The sequence below is a fragment of the Kitasatospora purpeofusca genome, from assembly GCF_034043715.1.
Classification (GTDB): Bacteria; Actinomycetota; Actinomycetes; order Streptomycetales; family Streptomycetaceae; genus Kitasatospora; species Kitasatospora purpeofusca_A.
In genome coordinates this window covers 168,529-190,041 of record NZ_JAXCLC010000001.1, presented here as the reverse complement: position 1 = coordinate 190,041, position 21,513 = coordinate 168,529, and the positions used below count along the sequence as shown (strand labels likewise).

The window sequence follows — 21,513 nt, the reverse complement described above, 5'->3', positions numbered from 1 at the left end:
CCTGCCTCGTTCCCCGCCCACCGGCCGGGCCGCCCACTCCCCCGCCCGGGGGGGGGGGGGGGGGGGGGGGGGGGCGCCGCGGGGCCCCGCGACCCCGCGGCCCGGGCGGGGCCCGCCCCCCGCCGGCGTTTCTCCTCCCCCGCCCCCCCCGCCCCCCCCCCCCCCCCCCCCGCGGCCCCCCCCCCCCGCCCCCCCCCCCCCCCCCCCCCCCGCCCTGGGGCCTGGATCAGTGCACGCCCTCGAAGAGGCTCGTGACCGAGCCCTCCTCGAACACCTCGCGGATCGCGGCCGCGATGGACGGGGCGATCGACAGCGTGGTGATCTTGTCCAGCTGCAGCGAGGCCGGGGTCGGCAGGGTGTTGGTGAACACGAACTCGCTGACCCGGGAGTTCTTCAACCGGTCCGCGGCCGGGCCGGAGAGCACCCCGTGGGTGGCGGCGACCAGGACGTCCGCGGCGCCGTTCTCGAACAGCGCGTCGGCGGCGGCGCAGATCGTGCCGGCGGTGTCGATCATGTCGTCCACCAGGACGCAGACCCGGTCCTGGACGTCACCGACGACCTCGGCCGACAGGATGGTGTTGGCCCGGGTCATGTCCCGGCGCTTGTGGATGATCGCCAGCGGGGCGTCCAGCCGGTCGCACCACTGGTCGGCCACCTTCACCCGGCCGGCGTCCGGCGAGACCACGGTGAGCTTGTCGCGGTCGACCCGCCCGCCCACGTAGTCGGCCAGCAGCGGCAGCGCGAACAGGTGGTCCACCGGGCCCTCGAAGAAGCCCTGGATCTGCGCGGTGTGCAGGTCCACGGCCATCAGCCGGTCGGCGCCGGCCTGGCGCAGCAGGTCGGCGACCAGCCGGGCCGAGATGGGCTCGCGGCCCAGGTGCTTCTTGTCCTGGCGGGCGTACCCGTAGAACGGCAGGATCGCGGTGATGCTCCGGGCGGAGGCCCGTTTCAGAGCATCGATCATGATCAGCTGTTCCATGATCCACTGGTTGATCGGAGCCGTGTGACTCTGCATCACGAAGCAGTCGGCGCCACGCGCCGACTCCAGGAAGCGGACGTAGATCTCACCGTTGGCGAAGTCCAGGGCCTTCGTCGGAACCAGCTCGGTTCCCAGCGACGCGGCCACCTCGCTCGCCAGCTCCGGGTGGGCACGGCCGGAGAAGAGCTTCAGTTTCTTCTCGCCCGACGTCGTGATCCCGCTCACTGCCACCGTCTCCTCGCGTTGCTGACACCGGTCCCGTCCGCACCGCGGGCAGGCTTCCGCCAGCCGGCGAGTGGGGTCGGGAATGGTCGGTACGCCGGGACAGGGGCGGTAGGCCCTATGGCGCACGTATGACCCCAAGGTTACGCGCCCGCGCGCGAACCGTCCGCCCCGGGATCGTCCGCCGGCCCACCGCCCGTCCGCTCAGGCCTCCGTCGGGACCTCCGCGCCGCGGTCGGCCGCGGCGGCGGCGGCCTGCGCCGACGTGCTCCCGGGACGCTTGCGCTCGACCCAGCCGGCGATGTTGCGCTGCTGCGCCCGGCCGACCCCGAGGCCGCCGGCCGGCACGTCGTTGGTGATCACCGAACCGGCCGCGGTGTAGGCGCCGTCGCCGATCGTCACCGGGGCGATGAACATGTTGTCCGAGCCGGTCCGGCAGTGCGCACCGATCACTGTGCGGTGCTTGTTGACGCCGTCGTAGTTGACGGTGACCGAGGCCGCGCCGACGTTGGTGCCCTCGCCGATGGTGGCGTCGCCGATGTAGGAGAGGTGCGGCACCTTGGCGCCCTCGCCCAGCTCCGAGTTCTTCACCTCGACATAGGTGCCGACCTTGGCCTTGCGGGCCAGCCGGGCGCCCGGGCGCAGGTAGGCGTAGGGGCCGGCGGTGGCGAGCTCGCCGACCTCGGCGCCGTTCGCCGTGGTGTTGCTCACACAGGCGCCGGCGCCGATCCGGGTGTCCTTGAGGGTGGAGTTCGGACCCACCTCGCAGCCCTCGCCCAGGTGGGTCTCGCCCTGCAGCTGGGTGTTGGGCAGCACCACCGCGTCCGGCTCGTAGGAGACCTGGACGTCGAACCAGGTGGTCGCCGGGTCCACCACGGTCACACCGGCCCGCATCGCCCGCTCCAGCAGCCGGTCGTTGAGCAGCCGGCGGGCGTGCGCCAGCTGCACCCGGTCGTTGATGCCGAGGATGTCCCGGTAGTCGGCGGCGACCACCGCGCCCACCCGGTGGCCGGCCCGGCGCAGGATCTCCAGGGTGTCGGTCAGGTACTCCTCGCCCTGCGCGTTGTCCGTGGTGACCTCGGCGAGCGCGCCCACCAGCAGCTTGGCGTCGAAGGCGAAGACCCCGGAGTTGATCTCGTCGATCGCCCGCTGGGCGTCCGAGGCGTCCTTCTCCTCGACGATCGCGGCGACCGCGCCGTCCGCCTCGTCGCGCAGGATCCGGCCGTAGCCGAACGGCTCCGGCACCACGGCGGTGAGCACGGTGACGCCGTTGCCCTGCTCGGCGTGCGCCCCGGCCAGGGCGCGCAGCGTCCCGCCGGTCAGCAGCGGGGCGTCCCCGGTGGTGACGATCACGGTGCCGTCGAGTTCGATCCCGTCGGCCGCCAGCGCCTCCAGGGCGGTGCGCACGGCGTGGCCGGTGCCGTTCTGCTCGGCCTGCACCACCGGGCGGGCACCCGGGTGATGCGCCGCCAGGTGCTCGGCCACCTTCTCCCGCATGTGCCCGATCACCACGACCAGCTGCCCGGGCGTCAACTCCTCCGCCGCCGCCACCGCGTGGCCGACCAGCGACCGCCCGCACACCTCGTGCAGCACCTTCGGCAGACGGTTGGACTTCATCCTGGTCCCGCCACCGGCGGCGAGCACGACAACGGCGGCAGGCGAATTGGCACTCACGGGGGGAGGCTCCTCATTCGGTTACACGGGGAGGGCAGAGCAGCCGGGGACGGGACCCGCACGTCGGCGACCCGGCGGCTTCGAGGATAGTGCGCGGAGGAACTCCGGCCCCCCGGCCCCGGAAGTCGTCACGGAGCCGCCACGAACCAGGCCGGGCCGACCGGCCCGCAGATGGCTCCCGGAGGAGGATTCGAACCCCCATAAGCTGGACCAAAACCAGCTGTCCTGCCCTTAGACGATCCGGGACCGGCGCATCCGCTCCCGTCACCGGGGGGCGCGCTGCGCCAAGACTACGGGGTATGGGCCGTCACATCTACCTCCTCACGGCTCTCCCCCGGGGGGCCTCCCGCGCACGGGAGGGCAGCCATCCAGTCGGGTGAATTCACTCAAGAGCCGCCCGGCGGCGTATTCCCTCGGCGGCGGCGAACAACCTACGATTCCGTAGGTTACGCACACGTAGCCTCCGCCCTCCCCCTTCAAGGGACACCCATGACCATCCAGGCCGACGAGGCGCACGCCGATTCCGCGCGCCCCCTCGATACCCCCGCCCCCGGGCCCGACACCCCCGACCGATCCGTACCGGCCCCGGCCGCGCCCGCCGCCGCGGACGCCCCGGACGACGGCACCGACCCGCAGCTGCTCTCCGCCACCCGCGGCGGGGAACGCCAGGGCGCCGCCGAGCGGATCGCGCTCGGGCTGTTCATCGCCCTGCCCTTCGCCGCCCTGGTCGCCGCCGTCCCGGTGGCCTGGGGCTGGGGCCTCGGCTGGACCGATCTCGCGATCGCCACCGTCATGTACTTCCTCACCTGCCACGGCATCACCGTCGGCTACCACCGCTACTTCACCCACGGCGCCTTCAAGGCCAACCGGCCGGTGCGGATCGCCCTCGCGGTGGCCGGCTCGCTGGCGATCGAGGGCCCGCTGGTGCGCTGGGTGGCGGACCACCGCAAGCACCACCGGTTCAGCGACAAGGACGGCGACCCGCACTCGCCCTGGCGCTACGGCGAGACCGTCCCCGCCCTGCTCAAGGGCCTGTGGTGGGCGCACATGGGCTGGCTCTTCGACGAGGAGCAGACCCCGCAGCTCAAGTACGCGCCCGACCTGATCGACGACCCGGCCATAAGGCGGATCTCCCGGCTGTTCTGGCTCTGGACCACCCTGTCGATGCTGGTGCCGCCGCTGGTCGGCGGGCTGGTCACGCTCTCCTGGCAGGGGGCGCTGTCCGCCTTCTTCTGGGGTTCGCTGGTCCGGGTGTCGCTGCTGCACCACGTCACCTGGTCGATCAACTCGATCTGCCACGCGCTCGGCAGCCGGCCGTTCCGCTCCCGGGACCGCTCCGGCAACGTCTGGTGGCTGGCCGTGCTCTCCTGCGGCGAGTCCTGGCACAACCTGCACCACGCCGACCCCACCTCGGCCCGGCACGGCGTCCTGCGCGGTCAGATCGACTCCTCGGCCCGGCTGATCCGCTGGTTCGAGCTGGCGGGCTGGGTCCGGGACGTCCGCTGGCCGGACGCGCAGCGGATCGCCGCCCGCCGCGCCGCATGAGGGCGCACCTGCAGCATGATGTAGGGGTGAACGGGAGCAGCGCAGACAGCACAGGCGGCCGCCGGAGCACGCGGACGGACGCCGGGCCGGGCCCGGCGCAGGACCGTCCGCGTGCCACCGCCGGGGCGGACGGCGCTGCGTCGGCACCGCGCCGGCGGGGTGGCCGGGTGCGGATGACCGGCAAGCAGCGCCGGGAGCAGCTGCTGGAGATCGGCCGCACGGTGTTCGCCGAGCGCGGCTACGACGGCACCTCGGTGGAGGAGATCGCCGAGCGGGCCGGGGTGTCCAAGCCGGTGGTGTACGAGCACTTCGGCGGCAAGGAGGGGCTGTACGCCGTGGTCGTCGACCGCGAGATGCAGCTGCTGCTGGACATGGTGACGGGGGCACTGACCGGGGGGCACTCGCGCGAGCTGCTGGAGCAGGCCGCGTTCGCGCTGATGGACTACATCGACACCTCGACGGACGGCTTCCGGATCCTGGTCCGGGACTCCCCGGTCGCCCAGTCGACGGGCACCTTCGCCTCGCTGATCAGCGACATCGCCACCCAGGTCGAGGACATCCTGGGCCTGGAGTTCAAGGCCCGGGGCTTCGACGCGCGACTGGCCCCGATGTACTCGCAGATGCTGGTGGGCATGGTCGCGCTGACCGGCCAGTGGTGGCTGGAGGTGCGCAAGCCGGACAAGGCCGAGGTGGCCGCCCACCTGGTGAACCTGGCCTGGCACGGCCTGGAGGGGATGGAGCGCCACCCCAAGCTGGTCGGCGACCGCAAGACCTGAGGCCCCGCTCCGGCACCGCCCGAGGCCAGGCCCACCGCGCTCCGCCCCGACGGTCAGGCCCCCTTCACTCCGAGGGTCAGGCCCGCTTCACCCCGACCGCGAAGATCCGCCGGAACGGGAAGACCGTGCCGTGCGGCCCGGCCGGGTAGGCCGCGCGCAGCAGTGCCCCGTACTCGGCGAGGAACGCGGACCGCTCGGCCTCGTCGGTGAGCCGGGTGAGGACCGGGCGCAGGGCGGTGCCCTTGACCCACTCCAGCACCGGGTCCGGGCCGGGGAGCAGGGTGCTGTAGGTGGTCTCCCAGACGTCGGCGGCGCAGCCGGCCCGGGCGAGCGCGTCCAGGTAGACGCCGGGCTCGTGGACGCCGGCCCGGGTGGCGTCCGCCCCGAGCAGGGCGCGCCAGCGGGGGGACCGGCGCAGCTCGGCGAGGGCCAGGTGGCTGGGCGCGTCGAAGTTGCCGGGCACCTGGAAGGCGATCACCCCGCCGGCCCGGAGCGCCCCGGCCCAGCGCGGCAGCAGCCCGAGGTGCCCGGGAATCCACTGGAGCGTCGCGTTGGAGACGATCGCGTCGGGCGCCGCCCCGGCCGGGTCGTAGTCGCCCGCGTCGGCGAGCAGGTAGTCGGCGTCGGGCTCACCCCCGCCGCGGGCGGCGGCGAGCATCTCGGCCGAGTTGTCGATCCCGGTGATCCGGGCCCCGGGCCAGCGTTCGCGCAGGACGGCGGTGGAGTTGCCGGGCCCGCATCCGATGTCCAGGACGGTGGCGGCCGGTTCGTGCGGGAGGGCGGGGACGCGGGCGAGCAGCTCGCGCAGCGGGCGGGTCCGTTCGTCGGCGAAGCGCAGGTACTGCCGCGGGTCCCAGACGGGGGAAGTCATGATCGGCCTCGCAAGTATCTCGACGTCAAGATATATCGCCAGCTTTCAGGCTGGATTTCTCGATGTCAAGAGACTTCACATCGACACAACCCCCGATACACTGATCGCCATGGAGGACGAGGTCGATCGGCTGGTCGCGGCATGGCGCAGAGAGCGCCCCGACCTCGACGTGGAACCGCTCGAAGTGCTCAGCCGGGTCAGCCGGCTCGCCCGCCACCTCGACCGCGCCCGTCGCACCGCCTTCGCCGAGCACGGGCTGGAGCCCTGGGAGTTCGACGTCCTGACCGCCCTGCGCCGGGCCGGCTCCCCGTACCAGCTCTCCCCCGGCCAACTGCTCACCCAGACCCTGGTCACCTCCGGCACCATGACCAACCGGATCGACCGGCTCACCGGCAAGGGCCTGGTCAAGCGGCTGCCCGACCCCGACGACCGGCGCGGCGTCCTGGTCCGGCTCACCGACGACGGGCGCGACCGCGCCGACCAGGCACTCGCCGGACTGCTCGCCCACGAGCGCGAGCTGCTGGCCCAGCTGACCTCCGCCCAGCAGGGCGAGCTCGCCGGACTGCTCCGGCAGCTGGTCGCACCCTTCGACAACATCCCCTGAGGCTCCGCCCCGGCCGGCAGCGCCACGACCCGCAGCGCCACGACCCGCAGCCCCACGACCCGCAGCCGTCCGGCCGGAGACCGTCCGGTCAGAAACCGTCCGGATAGGGCGTGCTGAGCACCGGAACGGGCGCGGGCTCCGGCGTCCGGTAGCCCGGCAGCAGCTCGGCCAGCCGGCGGCGCACCTCGTCGTCACTGTTCACCGCCGCCGCCCCGTACAGTCCGGTCAGCCCGCCGGCCAGGTCCTCCGGCCCGCCCGCGGTGTCCGCGACGGTGGCGTAGATCCGGGCGTGCTCGGTCGCCAGCCGCTCCTCGTCCGCCGAGAACAGCGCCTCGTTGAGCTTCTCCCCGGCCCGCAGCCCGGTGTAGCGGATCTCCACCTCGTCCCGGGCCAGCTGCACCTGCTCGGCAAAGTTGTGCACCAGGTCGACGATCCGCACCGGCTCGCCCATGTCCAGCACGAACACCTCGCCGCCGCGCGCCATCCGGCCGGACTCCAGCACCAGGCCGACGGCCTCCTCGATGGTCATGAAGAACCGGGTGACATCGGGGTGGGTGACGGTCACCGGCCCACCGCTGCGGAACTGTTCGGCCAGGACCGAGAGCAGCGAGCCGCGCGAGCCCAGCACATTGCCGAACCGCACCGCGGAGAACACCCCGGTGCCCAGGTTGCGGGCGTCCCTGGCATTGGCCTGGACGATCAGCTCGGCCAGCCGCTTACTGGCACCCAGCACCGAGGTCGGGTCGGCCGCCTTGTCGGTGGAGATCAGCACGAACCGCTCGACGCCGGTGGCCAGCGCCGCCTCCACCAGGTGGTCGGTACCGAGCACATTGGACTTCACCGCCTCACTGGGATGGCGCTCCAGCAGCGGCAGGTGCTTGTGGGCGGCGGCGTGGAAGACCACCTCGGGCCTGAGGTCACGGAAGATCTGCTGGATCCGCGGCCGGTCCCGGATGTCGGCGATCACCAGCGACTCGTCGGTGAGCAGCGCCTCGCCCCAGATGTCCAGCTGGAGCCGGTGCAGATTGGACTCGTCGTGGTCCAGCATGTACAGCGCGCTCGGGTTGAACGCGTGCACCTGGCGGCAGAGTTCACTGCCGATCGAGCCGCCCGCGCCGGTCACCAGGACCCGCCGGCCCTCGATCACGTCCCGGACGTCGGCGGAGGCCACGTGCACCTCGTGCCGGCCGATCAGCCGGTTGACGTCCAGGCTGCGCATGTCCGAGCCGACCACCTCCCGGCGCAGCGCGGCGAGGAAGGACGGCAGGTAGCGGACGGCCGCCCCGGCCGCGGCGGCGGCGGTGGCCAGCGCCCGGACCCGCTGCGGGGCGAGTCCGGGGATCGCCAGTGCCACGACCTCGGCACGGTGCTCGACCGCGAGCGCGGTCAGCTCGGCGAGCGTGCCGCGGACCGGCACGGTGTCCACCGACTGCCCGGCCTTGGCCGGATCGTCGTCCAGCAGGCCGATCGGGTCGAGGCCGAACTCCGGAGCCCGGCCGAGGTCGCGCACCAGCGCCGTCCCGGCCGCCCCGGCGCCGACCACCAGGGTGCGCATCCCCGTCGGCGGCGCGGCGCGCCCGGCGGCCGCCGGACCCGGCGCGACCTCCGGTGACTCCGGACGGGCGCCCGGGGCGCTCACGGCAGCGTTCGCGTTCTTGTCCGCGGCCCCGTCGACGCCCTGCGGCGTCGGGTGCGGGCGTGCGGAACTACTGTGCGGCGACATCTGTCCTCCGGAGTTCCCTGACCTGACGGAGCCGAACCGGTGTGCTGGGGTGACGGGCGGGCGGATCAGCCGGGGCCGGGAGAGGTGGTCGTGGCGACGGACGGCGGGACGGCGGGAGCCGCGAGCTCGGACGGGCTGACGCCCGCCCGGCGGGCCACCGCGACGGCGGCCAGGGTGGAGTGCACCCCGAGCTTGCCGAGGACGTTCTGCATGTGCGTACGGACGGTGTGCGGGGAGAGGTAGAGCCGCTCGGCGACGGCCTGCCGGCCGAGGCCGGCGACCATGCAGCGCAGGATCTGCTTCTCCCGCGGGGTGAGCGTGTCGACCAGCCGTTCGCTCTCGGTGCGGTCCCGGCGGGCGGTGGTGAGTTCGCGGATCACTCCGGTGAGCAGCGCGGGCGGCAGATGGGTCTCGTCCCGCAGGACACCCCGGATCACCGCCAGCAGCCGGGCCAGCGAACTCTCCTTGGCCACCCAGCCGGTGGCGCCCGCGTGCAGGGCGCGGGCGGCCCGGTGCGGATCGTCGGCGGTGGCCAGGACGATCGCCCGCAGGCCGGGGTGGTGGCGGCGGATCCGGCCCAGCAGGGTGATGCCGTCGGGGATCTGGCCGACGGCCGGGACGGCCACGGGGACCGCCGGGGCGGCCACCGGGATCACCGGCGCCGTCGGATACGGTTCCGCCGCGAGCGGGCCGGCCGGGTGAGCGGCCGGGCGGCGATCGGTCGGATGACGGCCGGCGGCCGGGGGTGGGGCGGCCGTCGCGGGCGGTCCGGCGGCCTGGGCCACCGCCGGCCGGCGGGGCGAGGGCAGGGTCATCGGCGGTCGGCGGCGAAGGAGGTCCGGCGGGTCTGCGACCGGCTGGCGGGGCTTGCGGGCGGCCACGGCCTCCGCCACCCCGAGGTCGGCGTCGACCAGCACCACGTCGAACACCCGCCCCTCGGCGGCGGCACGCTCCAGCGCCCGCTCCGCCGCGGCCGCGCTGCCCGCCGCGCCGACCTCGACGTCGGGCTCGGCGGCGAGCGCCGCGGCCAGCGCCTCGGCGAAGATCCGGTGGTCGTCGACCACCAGGACGCGGATCCGCCCCATCGTCACTTCCCCCCTGCTCAGCTGCGGCCCGCGTCCGGGACGGCACGCCGGTCCCGCCGCCGCCGTCCGGGCGCTCCCGCGCCGCTCACCTCCCGGGTGCCCGGAAGGGCCGAGGTGCCGACCCCCACCGGTACCGGAATCAGCGTACGGGGTGGGGGCGGGCCCGGTGGGGGTTTGGTGAAGTTTCGTCAGGAGGTGCGAAATTGGCGGGACTTGATGCCCCGATGCGGCCTCCTGGCGCCGTTGTCCCATCGGCTCGGAAGGTCGGACCGCCGCAGCGCCGTCGGGAGCACCGGACCGCCGTCGGGAACACCGGCGCGCCGTCGGGGACACCGGCGCGCCGTCGGGGACACCGGAGCGCCGCCCCCTCGCCGTGCGGCGGGGAGCGGCGCCCGGTCGTCCGCCGGGCCGGGGCAGGCCCCGGCCCGTGCCTCAGCCGGCGTTCTTCTCCAGGGTGAACTTCCAGGCGTCGGCCACGATGTCGTCCAGGTTCGGACGGCGCGGGGTCCAGCCCAGGGCCTGGTGGGCGCGCTCGGCGGAGGCCACCAGGACCGCCGGGTCGCCGGCGCGGCGGCCGGAGACCACCACCGGGATCTCCCGGCCGGTGACCCGCTTGACCGACTCGATCACCTCGTGGACCGAGAATCCGCTGCCGTTGCCCAGGTTGCAGATCAGGTGCTCGCCGGAGACGGCCGCGTCCAGCGCCAGCAGGTGCGCGTCGGCCAGGTCCGCGACGTGGATGTAGTCGCGGATACAGGTGCCGTCCGGGGTCGGGTAGTCGTCGCCGTACACCGCGATGTGCTCGCGCTGCCCGAGCGCGGCCTGGAACACCAGCGGGATCAGGTGCGACTCCGGGTCGTGCCGCTCGCCGTACGCCCCGTACGCACCGGCCACGTTGAAGTAGCGCAGCGAGACGGCGGCCAGGCCGTGGGCGACGGCCTCGCTGGTGATCAGGTGGTCCACGGCCAGCTTGGTGGCGCCGTAGGTGTTGGTCGGCGCGGTGCGGGCGGTCTCGGCGATCGGCACCGACTCCGGCTCGCCGTAGGTGGCGGCGGTGGAGGAGAACACCAGCTTGCGCACACCGGCCACCCGCATCGCGGCGATCAGCTCCAGCGAGCCGGCCACGTTGTTGCGCCAGTACTTCTCCGGGTCCACGACCGACTCGCCGACCTGCGAGGAGGCCGCGAAGTGCAGCACCCCGTCGAAGGAGCCGTCGAGGACCTGGCCGGCCTCCTGGATCCGGCCCTCGACGAACTCGGCACCGGCCGGCACGCCCTCGCGGAAACCGGTCGAGAGGTCGTCCAGGACGGTCACCCGGTGCCCCGCCTCCAGCAGGTGGGCGGCGACCACGCTGCCGACATAGCCGGCGCCACCCGTGACCAGGTACTTACTCATGATGCGACCTCCAGCGGGCGATGGTCCGCGGTCGGCGGACCATCGGGGACGTTCGTACGACAGGGGCCCATTCTCCCTGTCCACCGGAGGTGCTCGGGCCACCCGGACGGCCGTCCGTCAACCTCGCGCCATCCGGTCCAGCAGACCGGTGCGCGCCGCCACCGCCGCCGCCTCCAGCCGGGTCCGCGCGCCGAGCTTCATCAGCACCCGCTGGACGTGCGTCCGGGCCGTGCTCGCCGCGATCCGCATCCCGGCCGCGATCGCCGCGGTGTCCTCGCCGTCCGCGATCCGCGCCAGTACCTGCACCTCGCGCCGGGTGAGCAGCCGCAGCAGCCGGACCGCCTCGTCGTCCGGCTCCGCCGCCGGCCTCAGCAACTGGTCGAACGCGCCCCGCAGCACCTCCACCGCGACCGCCGCCTCACCGGCCCGGGCCCGCGCGATCGCCCGCTCGACCACCTCGATCCGCTCGTCGCTCGGCACGTAACCTGCCGCGCCGGACGCGAACGCGGCGGCCACGCCGCGGAGTTCACCCACCGGACCGAGCACGATGACAGCCACCTCGGGCCGCTCCCTGCGGATCCTGCGCAAGCCGTCGAACGCCCCCGGGTCGGCCGGCACGGCCACCCCCAGCAGACATACCTCCGGACGCCGTCCCGCCACCAGATCGGCCGCCGACGCGGCCGGCGAGCCCACCGCGAGCACCCGGTGGCCCCGCAGTTGGAGCGCGGTGGCCAGCGCCTCGGCCAACAACCGGTGGTCGTCGACCACCACGAGGCGAACACCCATGAGACCCCTCCAGGTCGGCGTCCCGCCCGCAGCCCCGCGGCGGGAACGGGCGGCCGGTGACGCACCATCAGAGCGCATTCCGTACCCGACTTGCCAGACCGTCTCAACGCCACCACCGGGCGGACACAACGAAAAGGACCCCCGCCTCGACGGCGGGGGTCCTGACCGAGCCCCCATGCGGAATCGAACCGCAGACCTTCTCCTTACCATGGAGACGCTCTACCGACTGAGCTATAGGGGCCTGTTACCTGTCCGAACCGTTGGCTTCGCTTGCGCTCCGACCGCCCGCTCGAACAAGGAAGACATTACACGGCAGGGGGGCGGATTGGGAAATCGGTCCCGGTGGTCCGCGCGACCGGCCCGGAGGCCACCGAGAGGTCGTTCCCGCTGGTCTCCGGCAGCAGCCGCAGACACAGCAGCGCCACCACCCCGAAGCCCGCCAGGTACCAGCCGACCGGCTCCGCGGTCCCGTACGTCCCGGTCAGCCTGGTCGCGATCAACGGCGTGGTCGCCCCGCCCACCACCCCGCCCAGGTTGTAGGTCAGCGCCGCCCCCGTGTACCGCACCCGGGTCGGGAACAGCTCCGGCAGGAACGCCGCCAACGGCCCCAGCAGACAGCCGAGTACCACCATCGCCCCCGCCAGCGAGAGGAACATCAGCCCGCGCCGCTCCGTCTCCAGCAGCGGGAACAGCACCAGCGACCACACCACCGCCAGACCCGTCGCCCCCTGCAGCGTCCGCCTGCGCCCCCAGGTGTCACTGCGCCGCGCGCTCAGCCACACCGTCACGCCCTTCCCCACCGCACCGGCCAGCAGCATCGACAGCACCACCGTGCTCGGCACCCCGAGGTCGGTCGTCGCGTACGCCAGCGAGTACGTCGTGGTCAGGTAGAACAACGCGTACCCCACGGTGATCGCGCCGCACCCCAGCAGCACCGTCCGCCAGTGCCCTCGCAGCACCTCCACCACCGGCGCCCGCTCGGCCCCCGTCCGCACCTCGCCCCGGAACAGCGGCGTCTCCTCCAGTCGCAACCGCACGAACAGCCCCACCGCCACCAGCCCCAGCGAGGCCAGGAACGGCACCCGCCAGCCCCAGGACCTGAACGCCGCCTCGTCCAGCCACAGTTGCAGCACCAGGAAGATCCCGTTGGCCAGCACGAACCCGGTCGTCGGCCCCAACTGCAGATACGCCCCGTACCGCCCCCGCCGACCGGCCGGCGCGTTCTCCGCCACCAGCAGCGCCGCGCCGCCCCACTCCCCGCCCAGCCCCACGCCCTGACACACCCGCAGCACCACCAGCGCCGCCGGCGCCCACCACCCCCACTCGGCGAACCCCGGCAACACCCCCACCACCGCCGTGGACAGCCCCATCAGCAGCAACGACACCACCAGCGTGGTCTTCCGCCCCAGCCGGTCCCCGAAGTGCCCGAACACCACCGCCCCCAGCGGCCGCGCCAGGAACGCCACCGCGTACACCGAGAACGCCGCCAACAGCGCGCCAACCGTGCCGAGTCCGGGAAAGAACACCTCCCCGAAGACGAGCGCCGCCGCCGTCCCGTAGATGAAGAAGTCGTAGAACTCGATCGCCGTACCGATCAGCGCCGCCGCAGCGGCCCGCCGCATCTGCCCCGTCGCACCCATACCCCCAACCCTGGCGACCCCGCCCCACCCCGGACAGCACCCACCCGGGTGACACCCGCGCCCCACCCCGCCCCCCACGCCCCCGGGCACCGCCCGCACACCAGGGGGCGCGACCGCTCACCGCGCGTACGGGCCGCCCCCCGACGCCCCCCGCCGCCGCAGCACCACCACGACCACCGCGGCCAGCAGCACCAGGCCCCCGGCCACCGCGGCCACCACGACCGGGACCGAGCCCCCGCCCTCTTCGTCCGCCGCCACCGGCGGGGCGGAGGAGGAGGGCGAGGTGGGCGCGGGCTGCACCGCCGGGCTCTGGGACACAGCGGGCGTCGAGGACGTAGACGGTGTCGCCGACGCCGCACTGGCCGAGGGCTCGACCAGAGGACTCACATCGGCTGGGCCCGGGTCCCCCGGCATCGTCAGCGCGACCCGAGGACGGACGATTCCGTAGCCGATGAAGTCCGTTCGATTCGAACCGTCCTTCGGCTTCCCCGCAGTTCCGATCAGCACCCTGGTGATCTGATTCGGAGCCCAATCGGGATGAGCGGCCCAGAGCAGAGCCGCCGACGCCGAGACAAGCGCGGTCGCATCGGATGTCCCGTGCTTCTTGCAGTAGCCGGACTCCGCGACACACGACGTGTAGATGTCCACTCCGGGGGCCGCGATGTCGACCTGCGGGCCGTGTTCGGACTCGTCGGTGGCCGTTCCGGCCCGGTCGGCCGCAGCTACCGCGATGATGCTCGGGAGCGCGGCGGGATACAGGGCGGGATTTCCTTCCTGCCCGCTGTTTCCAGCACCCGCGACAACCAGCGCGCCCTTGCCGTTTGCATACTTCACTGACTTCTCGAGTTCGGCGATGTCCCCCATGGAGACCCCGGAGGACCCGGCTACCGAGGAGACATTGATGACCTTCGCCCCCTGGTCCGCGGCGTAGGTGATTCCTTGGCCCACTTGCTTGAGGTAGCCGGAGGCATCGATCGGCTGCGCCGGGTCGTCGTTGATGTTTATCTTGATCGGGAGAACCTTGGCGTCCGGCGCCAGACCGTACGCGCCCTTCCCACCGAGGCCCTTTCCGGATCCCGCGATCAAACCGGCGATTCCCGTGCCATGACCACTCTTGTCGACACCGATCCCACCGGGCACTCCGCTCAGGTCCTTGCCGGGGAGCAGTTGGCCGACGAGGTCCGGATGATCGAGCCGGAAGCCGCCGTCGACCACCGCCACGACGATCCCCTGCCCCTTGCTCGTCTGCCAGATCTCGGGCGCCTTCATGGTGTCCAGGTGCCACTGCTGCTCGCGGATCGAGTCCACCGCGACCGCCGGACCCACAGCCGGCCCGGCCACGATCCCGGCCGCCACCATCGCCGCGGCGAATCCCCGCGCCCGTACGTTCGTCCGCCGCATCGCTGCTCCCTCGTCACTTTCCCCGTCGGGCCCGAACCCCGCCTGGCGCAGGACTGCCCGGCCACCGGGAGGCCCAGTGGCCGGGCAGTCGTTCCGAACTACTCAATCACGCCCGGGTTGCTCTTCGGAGTACCGCTGGTCCAGGTCTCCTCGTCCTCGTGCAGGTAGTCGGCCCGGTTGCGACGGTCGCGCTCGCGCCGCTCACCCGCTCCGCCCGCCATGCCCGGGCCCATCATGCCGTTCTGGCCCGGCCGCGCCGCGCCCTCGGCGGACGCCGCACCGGCCGCGGTGGCCCGGTTGCGCAGACCGCTGCCGCCCGGGGTGAACTCCCCGCCGGCCACCGGCCCCTTCGCCCCGCCGACCACGCCGCCGCCGGTCGAGCTGTAGCCCCGCCCCCGCGAACCGCCGACCGCGCCACCACCGTGGCCGCCCCCCTGGTGCATCCCGCCACCCGGACCACCGAAGCCACCGGCGCCGGACCCGCCGGAGCGGCCCTGGGCCTCACGCGCCCCGAAGACCGTGCCGCCGTTGCTCGCGCCCGGACCGCCGTTCTTCGTCGGCAGATTGCCCCCGACGGTGCCGGTCCGGCTCAGGGGCACAGGGCCCCCGCCGCTCTTCGGTGCGCCGGTTCCACCGATGAACGGACCGGTCCCGCCGAACGGGATCGGCCCTCCGCCGGGCGTACCCGGGTACCCGGGACCACCGCCCTGGGGGTGCACCGGCGCGGGACCGCCCCCGGGACCCACCGGCCCGGTCGGTCCGGTCAGGCCGGTCGGCGTCGGTACCGTCGGCAGGCTGTCGAGCCCGGTGCCGGGACGGTCCCCGGGGTGCGTCGGTCCCGTCGGCACCGCTCCCGGCGTGTTCGGGTCGCCCGGCAGCGGCGCCGGAGTTCCGTGGCGCGGCGGCGGTGTGACGTTCCCCGGCGGCGTCGGCCCGGGCGTCACCAGCACCGGCGGACGCGGCGTCACGGAATTGCTTCCACTCCGGTCGCCGCCGGAGGGCGGGCTGTAGCCGCTGCTGCCGGTGCTCCCGCTGCGGGTGCCCCGACTGCTTCCTCCGGAGCCGTAGCGTCCGCCACCGGACTCCACCGGCACGGCGGTTCCTCCGTCGACCGCTTTCGGCCCGTCGCCGGGAGTTCCCGGCAGATCGGGCATCTTGAGCGAGTTCAGCTTGGTCGTCGCCGCCTCGTACGCCTGCCCCAGCTTCTCCATCTGGTGGATGGCTTCCTGGTGCGCGGTGTCCACCCGCTTCTGCGCCGCCGTGGCTTCCATGGAGGAGACCCAGGTCGGGTCCTCCTTCTTCATGATCGCGTCGGTGGACACGGACGGGTTGCCGAAGCCGGCGATGCTCAACGGCGAAGGCTTGAGGCACGGCTGCTCGGAGTGCCGCTTCACCATGTCGATGTCCTTGGTCGGGACCTCCGGCACGCCCGTCTTCGCGGTGCTCAGGGCCTCCCCGGCCTGCACCATGGCGTCGCCCGCGCCCTTCGAGTACTCGCTGATCATGGACGCCGACTTGTGCAGGTCACCGGCCCACGACTTGAAGTTCTCGGCGGCCGGCCCCTCCCACTGGATCTGGGTCACGTGGGCGGCCAGCGCCTTGCTGAGCTCGTCCAGCACACGCCCGGCGGCCTTGAGCTGGTTGCCACGGCCGGTCACCCTGGACGGATCACTGCCGGCCACCATGGACTTGAGCTGCGGATGATTGATTCCTTCGAAATTGGTTCCGCCCGCCATCAGTTGTCCCCCGTCCCGGTCGACCCCACGGACATGCGCACCATCAGTAGTCACCGCTCTTCGACCCCGGCCCGCCCGGTCCGCCGTCCGCGTTCTTCGCGACCGCGTTGACCGCCGCCGTCTGGTGCTCCTCGTTGTTGCCGTAGCTGCCCGCCGTCTGCGCGACCGCACTGCTCATCTTGTCGATCTGCTCCGCGAACGACTTCGAGAGCTGCGCGATCGCCGCGTGCGTCCGGTCGTACGCGGTCATCAGGTCCGCGGACTCGTGGAAACCGCTACCGAGGTTCCCGGCGTTCAGCTTCTGTTCCTTGATCTTGTGCTGCGCCGCCTCCGAGCCCTCCAGCGAGGCCAGCAGCGCGTCGACCTTCTTCTTGAAGGTGGTGAGCGTGTCGAGCTCGATCTTGACGTCCTTGGACCCGAACGCCGCCACCAGCGCGGTGGCACTGACGTCGACCTGGACCTGGCCGACCACACGGCCGACCCAACTGTTGTCCAGCGTCCACGGCTTCACCTCGCCGTTGGGGCCCTCGGCCCAGCCTGCGCCACCCGGTCCAGCTTCGCCTGGCACAGCAATCCACCTCTCCCCCGTGCGCGGCGCGAACCCCCGCAGGTCGCCGCACCGCGACACACCGTCAACTACTCGGTCCTACCGGCCGTACCGGTCGACCGGATCGGTCAGCTCGATCCGGCAGAACCGTCCGCCCGTCGGGACGGACGGCGCCTCAATCATCGTAGCCACCGCCTCCGTCGGACCGGCAGGGCCCTTGCCCCGCCCGCAAGCGATCGGTACGAACTTGACACGTGCGCCCCGCACAGGGGCCGGGCCGGGGGCCGACGGGCGCCGTTAGACTGGCCCGGTCCGCTCGCCCCGGACGAGACCTCCACTGCCGCGCAGCGTCGCACAGCAGCGCCCCGGGCCGCCGCCCAGCCCCGCACCCGCCGGGCCCGGCCCCGCCGCGGATCGGACGCCCCGCATGCCCCCCAGCACCCCCAGCACCCCGATCACTTCCAGCACCCCTGGCGCCGGCAACACCCCCGCCACCCCCTGGTGGGCCCGTGCCGCCCGCCCGGCCCGGCCGCCGCTGCCGTGGGCGCCGATGACCCGGGCCGCGTTCGCCATGGTGTCGGCGCTGGCCGCCGGGCTGCTGGCGCACCGGGTGGACCTCGGGGTGTTCGCCGGGCTGGGCGCGATGCACGCGACCATGAACGACCGCGTCGAGCCGGTCCGGCTGCGGGCCCGCCGGATCGCCACCGCCGTGCCGGCCTCGGCGCTCGGCATGCTGATCGGCAGCGCGCTCCAGCACGCCCAGGCCGGCGCGCTGGCCCTGGGCGCCGGGCTGACCGTGACGGCGTTCGTCTCCGGCGCGCTGAGCGCGACGGGCCCGCGCGGTTCGGCGGCGGGGCTGCTGCTGCTCGTCTCCGCCACGCTCGGGAGCGGTATGCCGCTGCCGCACCCGTGGTGGGGCGCCGCGGCGGTGCTGCCGGCGGGTGCGGTGCTGGTGCTGCTGCTCGGTGTGTCCCTGCGCGGTCGCCGGGCTCCCGGCGCCGACCCGGGTGTGCGCGCGCTCGCCGCCGTGTACGACGCGCTCGGCCGGATGCTCGCGGATCTCGGGACTCCGCAGGGGCCGTCCGCCCGCCAGGTGCTGACCGGCCGTCTGAACCAGCTCCAGGACGTGCTCCCGCCCCTGCCCCGCCACCCACGGAACCCGCCCGGCCCGGCGGCCCCGGACCCCGCCCGCCGCGTCCACACGATGTACCGCGCCGCGCTCGCCGCCACCGAGGCGGCCACCGGCCTGCTGTGGGCCAGGCGGCCGGTGCCGCCCGAGGTGGCCGCCGTGCCGGGCCTGCTGGCCCGGGCGGTGGAGCGCGGTCACGGCATGGAACCCGGCAACGCGGTGGCACCCGGCGGCGGCATGGAACCCGGCGGCGCGGTGGCACCCGGCGGCAGCGAGGTACCGGTGCCGGACTGGGCGCCGGACACACCGTCCCGGCAGGCCCTGGACGCGGCGCTGCGCGCGGCCGCGGCCACGGTCGCGGGCCGGGAGGCCGCGCTGGACACGGCTCCCGCGCCCCCACCGGACCCGTGGCGGCTGCGGGTGCGGCTGGTCTCACCCGGGGCGGCCCGGTACGGCGCGCGGCTGGCGCTGTGCATCGCGGTGGGGACGGCGCTCATGGCCGCGCTGCCGCTGAGCCGGAGCTACTGGGTGCCGATGACGGTCGCCTTCGTGCTGAAACCGGACCTCGGCTCGGTGTTCCTGCGTTCGGTGAGCCGTGCGGTGGGGACGGTGCTGGGGGTGGCGGTGACGGCGGCGGTGCTGTCGCTGGCTCCCGGCCCGTGGGCGCTGGTCGCGATCGCCGCGCTCTGCGTGGCCCTGCTGCCGTACGCGACGGCGGCGCACTACGGGCTGAACACCGTGGTGATGACACCGATGGCGCTGGTCCTGCTGCAACTGGGCGGGCAGGACGGCGCGGCCGCGTTCTGGCCCCGAGTGCTGGACACCGTGCTGGCCAGCGCGGTCGTGCTGCTGTTCGGCCATCTGCTCTGGCCGGAACGGCCGCGACACCGGATCGAGCCGCGGCTGGTGTCCGCGGCGGTCGCGCTGAGGGCCTACCTGGCCTCGGTCGCACGGCAGGACGGCCCGGAGCCCGGGGCCGAGGTGTGGCTGCGGCGGACGGCCTACCGGGCGCTCGCGGACGCCCGCGCGGAGGTGGAGCAGGGGTTGGCCGAGCCGCCGCCGACGGGCCGGCACGCGGCCGAGTGGCTGCCCGCGACGGCCGCGCTGGAGCGGCTGAGCGGTGCCGTGGCGGCGTTCGCGGCGCAGCGCCGGTACGGCGGGCGGGTGCCGGAGCGGGCGGAGGTGGAGCGGGTCGGCCGGGCGCTGGACGAGCTGACGGCCGCGGCGCGCGCGCACCGTCCGCCGACCGGGGCGGCGGTGCGGCCGACCGGGCCGCACGACCCGTCGCGCAGCGCGCTGGGCCGGGCGGCGGACGAACTGGACGCCCTGCTCGCCGGCCGCCCGTCCCGCTGAGCCGGCCGCCCCCGGCCCTGCCCCGGTCGGACCCCGACGCCCCTGCCCCCTGGCCCCCCCGGCCCCGGTCAGACCTCGGCCTCGGCTCCGACTCCCGGTCAGACCTGCTCGGCCAGCTCCAGCCAGGTCATCTCCAGCTCCTCCTTCTCGTCCCGGACCGCCCGAAGCTGGCTGTCCAGCTCGGCGACCTTGGAGAAGTCGGCCGCGTGCTCGGCGAGCTGGGCGTGCAGCTTGGACTCCTTCTGGTCCAGTTTGGCGATCTGGCGCTCCAGCTTCTGCAGCTCCTTCTTCGCCGCCCGCAGGTCGCCGCCCGACAGCGCGGACCCCGAGTCCTCCGCACCGCCCGCGGCGGCACCACCGGGCGCTCCGGCCGCGACCGCGGCGGCGGCCGAAGCGGCGGCTGCGGCGGCCATCGCGGCCCGCCGCGCCAGGTACTCGTCGACGCCGTTCGGCAGCATCCGCATCCGCCGGTCACCGAGCAGCGCGTACGTCACGTCGGTGGTCCGCTCGATGAAGAAGCGGTCGTGGCTGATGACGATCATCGAGCCGGGCCAGCCGTCGAGGAGGTCCTCCAGCTGGTTCAGCGTCTCGATGTCGAGGTCGTTGGTGGGCTCGTCGAGGAACAGCACGTTGGGCTCGTCCATCAGCAGCCGGAGCAGCTGGAGCCGGCGCCGCTCGCCGCCGGACAGGTCGCCGACCGGCGTCCACTGCTTGTCCTTGCCGAAGCCGAACTGCTCGCACAGCTGGCCGGCGCTCATCTCCCGGCCCTTGCCGAGGTCGACCCGGGAGCGGACCTGCTCGACGGCCTGGAGCACCCGGGTGGTCGGCTCCAGCTCGGCGACCTCCTGGGACAGGTACGCCAGCCGCACCGTCTTGCCGACCTTGATGACGCCGGAGTCGGGCTGGATGTCGCCCTCCGAGGTGTACGCGTCGCGCAGCGCCCGCAGCAGCGAGGTCTTGCCGGCGCCGTTGACGCCGAGCAGGCCGATCCGGTCGCCGGGGCCGAGCTGCCAGGTGACGTCCTCCAGCAGCAGCTTCGGGCCGGCCTTCACCGTGATGCCCTCGACCTCGAAGACGGTCCTTCCCAGGCGCGCGTTGGCGAACTTCATCAGCTCGCTCTTGTCGCGCGGCTCGGGGACGTCGGCGATGAGCGCGTTGGCGGCCTCGATCCGGTAGCGCGGCTTGGAGGTGCGGGCCGGGGCGCCGCGGCGCAGCCAGGCGAGCTCCTTGCGGGCCAGGTTCTGGCGCTTCTGCTCCTCGGTGGCCTCGATCCGGGAGCGCTCGGCGCGCGAGAAGACGTAGTCGGAGTAGCCGCCCTCGTACTCGTGCACCGAGCCGTGCTGGACGTCCCACATCCGGGTGCAGACCTGGTCGAGGAACCAGCGGTCGTGGGTGACGCAGACGAGCGCGGAGCGGCGGTTCTGGAGGTGCTGGGCGAGCCAGGCGATGCCCTCGACGTCGAGGTGGTTGGTGGGCTCGTCGAGCACGATGAGGTCGGGCGAGCCGAGCAGCAGCTTGGCGAGGGCGATCCGGCGGCGCTCACCGCCGGAGAGCGGGCCGATGACGGTGTCCAGGCCGTCGGGGAAGCCGGGCAGGTCGAGGCCGCCGAAGAGGCCCTCGATGATGTCGCGGATGCGGGCGTCACCGAGCCACTCGTGGTCGGCGCGGCCGGCGATGACCTCGTGCCGGATGGTGGCGTCCGGGTCCAGCGAGTCGTGCTGGGTGAGGACGGCCAGCTCCGCCCCGCCGACGTGGGTGATCCGACCGCTGTCCGGCTCCTCCAGCTTGGCGAGCATCCGGATCAGGGTGGTCTTGCCGTCGCCGTTGCGTCCGACGACGCCGATCCGGTCCCCCTCGCTGACGCCGAGGCTGACCCCGTCCAGAAGGGCCCGGGTGCCGTACACCTTCGTGACGGACTCGATGGTGGCGAGATTGACGGCCACGTGTGCTGCGCTCCTGGGTTCGACGGTCCGGGCTCGGGCGGAGGTCCGGATCCTCCCCAGCCTAGTGCGCCCGCCCCGGCTCCCCTCCCGACCGAGTCGGCGGC

General features: G+C 73.8%; 16 protein-coding genes and 2 tRNA genes. 4 read left to right on the top strand and 14 right to left on the bottom strand.

Annotation, left to right across the window (positions count from 1 at the left end; translation table 11 throughout):
• Positions 1–226: 226 nt before the first annotated feature.
• The 3 genes from SM793_RS00885 to SM793_RS00875 all read right to left on the bottom strand — a co-directional run bounded on the left by SM793_RS00885 (position 227) and on the right by SM793_RS00875 (position 3,121).
• A complete protein-coding gene (locus tag SM793_RS00885) occupies positions 227–1,204 on the bottom strand; it encodes a ribose-phosphate diphosphokinase (RefSeq protein ID WP_320435999.1) in 978 nt (325 codons plus the stop codon).
• 201 nt (positions 1,205–1,405) lie between these two features.
• The gene (gene glmU, locus SM793_RS00880; RefSeq protein WP_320435998.1) at positions 1,406–2,875 is read right to left on the bottom strand and encodes a bifunctional UDP-N-acetylglucosamine diphosphorylase/glucosamine-1-phosphate N-acetyltransferase GlmU; all 1,470 of its coding nucleotides are present in this window, start codon (positions 2,873–2,875) and stop codon (positions 1,406–1,408) included.
• A 172-nt stretch (positions 2,876–3,047) separates the two neighbouring features.
• Positions 3,048–3,121: transfer RNA gene (locus tag SM793_RS00875), tRNA-Gln, on the bottom strand.
• Between the two features lie 243 nt (positions 3,122–3,364).
• Here SM793_RS00875 and SM793_RS00870 point away from each other — a divergent pair.
• Both SM793_RS00870 and SM793_RS00865 read left to right on the top strand, forming a co-directional pair.
• Positions 3,365–4,420 (top strand): acyl-CoA desaturase, encoded by a 1,056-nt coding sequence (locus tag SM793_RS00870; RefSeq protein WP_320435997.1) that lies wholly within the window; start codon positions 3,365–3,367, stop codon positions 4,418–4,420.
• A gap of 173 nt (positions 4,421–4,593) precedes the next feature.
• A complete protein-coding gene (locus SM793_RS00865) occupies positions 4,594–5,196 on the top strand; it encodes a TetR/AcrR family transcriptional regulator (RefSeq protein WP_320435996.1) in 603 nt (200 codons plus the stop codon).
• Between the two features lie 76 nt (positions 5,197–5,272).
• Here the strand turns inward: SM793_RS00865 and SM793_RS00860 are convergent, their stop codons facing one another.
• On the bottom strand, positions 5,273–6,067 hold the full coding sequence (locus SM793_RS00860) for a methyltransferase domain-containing protein (protein WP_320435995.1): 795 nt from the start codon (positions 6,065–6,067) through the stop codon (positions 5,273–5,275).
• A 109-nt stretch (positions 6,068–6,176) separates the two neighbouring features.
• Here SM793_RS00860 and SM793_RS00855 point away from each other — a divergent pair, with 109 nt between their 5' ends.
• Complete coding sequence (locus SM793_RS00855; protein WP_320435994.1) at positions 6,177–6,671, top strand: MarR family winged helix-turn-helix transcriptional regulator; 495 nt, start codon at positions 6,177–6,179, stop codon at positions 6,669–6,671.
• A gap of 88 nt (positions 6,672–6,759) precedes the next feature.
• On the opposite strand, the gene SM793_RS00850 is transcribed toward SM793_RS00855, so the two are convergent.
• The 9 genes from SM793_RS00850 to SM793_RS00810 all read right to left on the bottom strand — a co-directional run bounded on the left by SM793_RS00850 (position 6,760) and on the right by SM793_RS00810 (position 17,005).
• The gene (locus tag SM793_RS00850) at positions 6,760–8,394 is read right to left on the bottom strand and encodes a nucleoside-diphosphate sugar epimerase/dehydratase (RefSeq protein WP_320435993.1); all 1,635 of its coding nucleotides are present in this window, start codon (positions 8,392–8,394) and stop codon (positions 6,760–6,762) included.
• A gap of 65 nt (positions 8,395–8,459) precedes the next feature.
• Positions 8,460–9,479 carry a response regulator transcription factor gene (locus tag SM793_RS00845; RefSeq protein WP_320435992.1) on the bottom strand — a complete coding sequence of 340 codons (1,020 nt, stop codon included), beginning with the start codon at positions 9,477–9,479 and terminating at the stop codon, positions 8,460–8,462.
• A 432-nt stretch (positions 9,480–9,911) separates the two neighbouring features.
• On the bottom strand, positions 9,912–10,874 hold the full coding sequence (gene galE / locus SM793_RS00840; protein WP_320435991.1) for a UDP-glucose 4-epimerase GalE: 963 nt from the start codon (positions 10,872–10,874) through the stop codon (positions 9,912–9,914).
• A 117-nt stretch (positions 10,875–10,991) separates the two neighbouring features.
• The gene (locus SM793_RS00835) at positions 10,992–11,660 is read right to left on the bottom strand and encodes a response regulator transcription factor (protein WP_320435990.1); all 669 of its coding nucleotides are present in this window, start codon (positions 11,658–11,660) and stop codon (positions 10,992–10,994) included.
• 168 nt (positions 11,661–11,828) lie between these two features.
• Positions 11,829–11,901, bottom strand: a tRNA-Thr gene (locus tag SM793_RS00830).
• A 64-nt stretch (positions 11,902–11,965) separates the two neighbouring features.
• Complete coding sequence (locus tag SM793_RS00825; protein WP_320435989.1) at positions 11,966–13,300, bottom strand: MFS transporter; 1,335 nt, start codon at positions 13,298–13,300, stop codon at positions 11,966–11,968.
• A 117-nt stretch (positions 13,301–13,417) separates the two neighbouring features.
• Positions 13,418–14,701 carry a type VII secretion-associated serine protease mycosin gene (gene mycP / locus SM793_RS00820; RefSeq protein ID WP_320435988.1) on the bottom strand — a complete coding sequence of 428 codons (1,284 nt, stop codon included), beginning with the start codon at positions 14,699–14,701 and terminating at the stop codon, positions 13,418–13,420.
• Between the two features lie 98 nt (positions 14,702–14,799).
• Complete coding sequence (locus SM793_RS00815; RefSeq protein WP_320435987.1) at positions 14,800–16,437, bottom strand: hypothetical protein; 1,638 nt, start codon at positions 16,435–16,437, stop codon at positions 14,800–14,802.
• 43 nt (positions 16,438–16,480) lie between these two features.
• Positions 16,481–17,005, bottom strand: a complete 525-nt coding sequence (locus tag SM793_RS00810) for a hypothetical protein (RefSeq protein ID WP_320435986.1) — start codon at positions 17,003–17,005, stop codon at positions 16,481–16,483.
• 406 nt (positions 17,006–17,411) lie between these two features.
• On the opposite strand from SM793_RS00810, the gene SM793_RS00805 reads away from it, so the two are divergent.
• Positions 17,412–19,466, top strand: coding sequence for an FUSC family protein (locus tag SM793_RS00805; protein ID WP_320435985.1), 2,055 nt, complete (start codon positions 17,412–17,414; stop codon positions 19,464–19,466).
• A gap of 98 nt (positions 19,467–19,564) precedes the next feature.
• Here SM793_RS00805 and SM793_RS00800 read toward each other — a convergent pair whose 3' ends face one another.
• The gene (locus SM793_RS00800; RefSeq protein WP_320435984.1) at positions 19,565–21,409 is read right to left on the bottom strand and encodes an ABC-F family ATP-binding cassette domain-containing protein; all 1,845 of its coding nucleotides are present in this window, start codon (positions 21,407–21,409) and stop codon (positions 19,565–19,567) included.
• Positions 21,410–21,513: the final 104 nt, after the last annotated feature.

Excerpts from the sequence above, each read along its gene's own strand:
- SM793_RS00870 (WP_320435997.1), top strand. The coding sequence starts at position 3,365 with ATGACCATCCAGGCCGACGAGGCGCACGCCGATTCCGCGCGCCCCCTC.
- SM793_RS00865 (WP_320435996.1), top strand. The coding sequence starts at position 4,594 with ATGACCGGCAAGCAGCGCCGGGAGCAGCTGCTGGAGATCGGCCGCACG.
- SM793_RS00860 (WP_320435995.1), bottom strand. The coding sequence starts at position 6,067 with ATGACTTCCCCCGTCTGGGACCCGCGGCAGTACCTGCGCTTCGCCGAC.
- SM793_RS00855 (WP_320435994.1), top strand. The coding sequence starts at position 6,177 with ATGGAGGACGAGGTCGATCGGCTGGTCGCGGCATGGCGCAGAGAGCGC.
- SM793_RS00850 (WP_320435993.1), bottom strand. The coding sequence starts at position 8,394 with ATGTCGCCGCACAGTAGTTCCGCACGCCCGCACCCGACGCCGCAGGGC.
- SM793_RS00845 (WP_320435992.1), bottom strand. The coding sequence starts at position 9,479 with ATGGGGCGGATCCGCGTCCTGGTGGTCGACGACCACCGGATCTTCGCC.
- galE (WP_320435991.1), bottom strand. The coding sequence starts at position 10,874 with ATGAGTAAGTACCTGGTCACGGGTGGCGCCGGCTATGTCGGCAGCGTG.
- SM793_RS00835 (WP_320435990.1), bottom strand. The coding sequence starts at position 11,660 with ATGGGTGTTCGCCTCGTGGTGGTCGACGACCACCGGTTGTTGGCCGAG.
- SM793_RS00825 (WP_320435989.1), bottom strand. The coding sequence starts at position 13,300 with ATGGGTGCGACGGGGCAGATGCGGCGGGCCGCTGCGGCGGCGCTGATC.
- mycP (WP_320435988.1), bottom strand. The coding sequence starts at position 14,701 with ATGCGGCGGACGAACGTACGGGCGCGGGGATTCGCCGCGGCGATGGTG.
- SM793_RS00815 (WP_320435987.1), bottom strand. The coding sequence starts at position 16,437 with ATGGCGGGCGGAACCAATTTCGAAGGAATCAATCATCCGCAGCTCAAG.
- SM793_RS00805 (WP_320435985.1), top strand. The coding sequence starts at position 17,412 with ATGCCCCCCAGCACCCCCAGCACCCCGATCACTTCCAGCACCCCTGGC.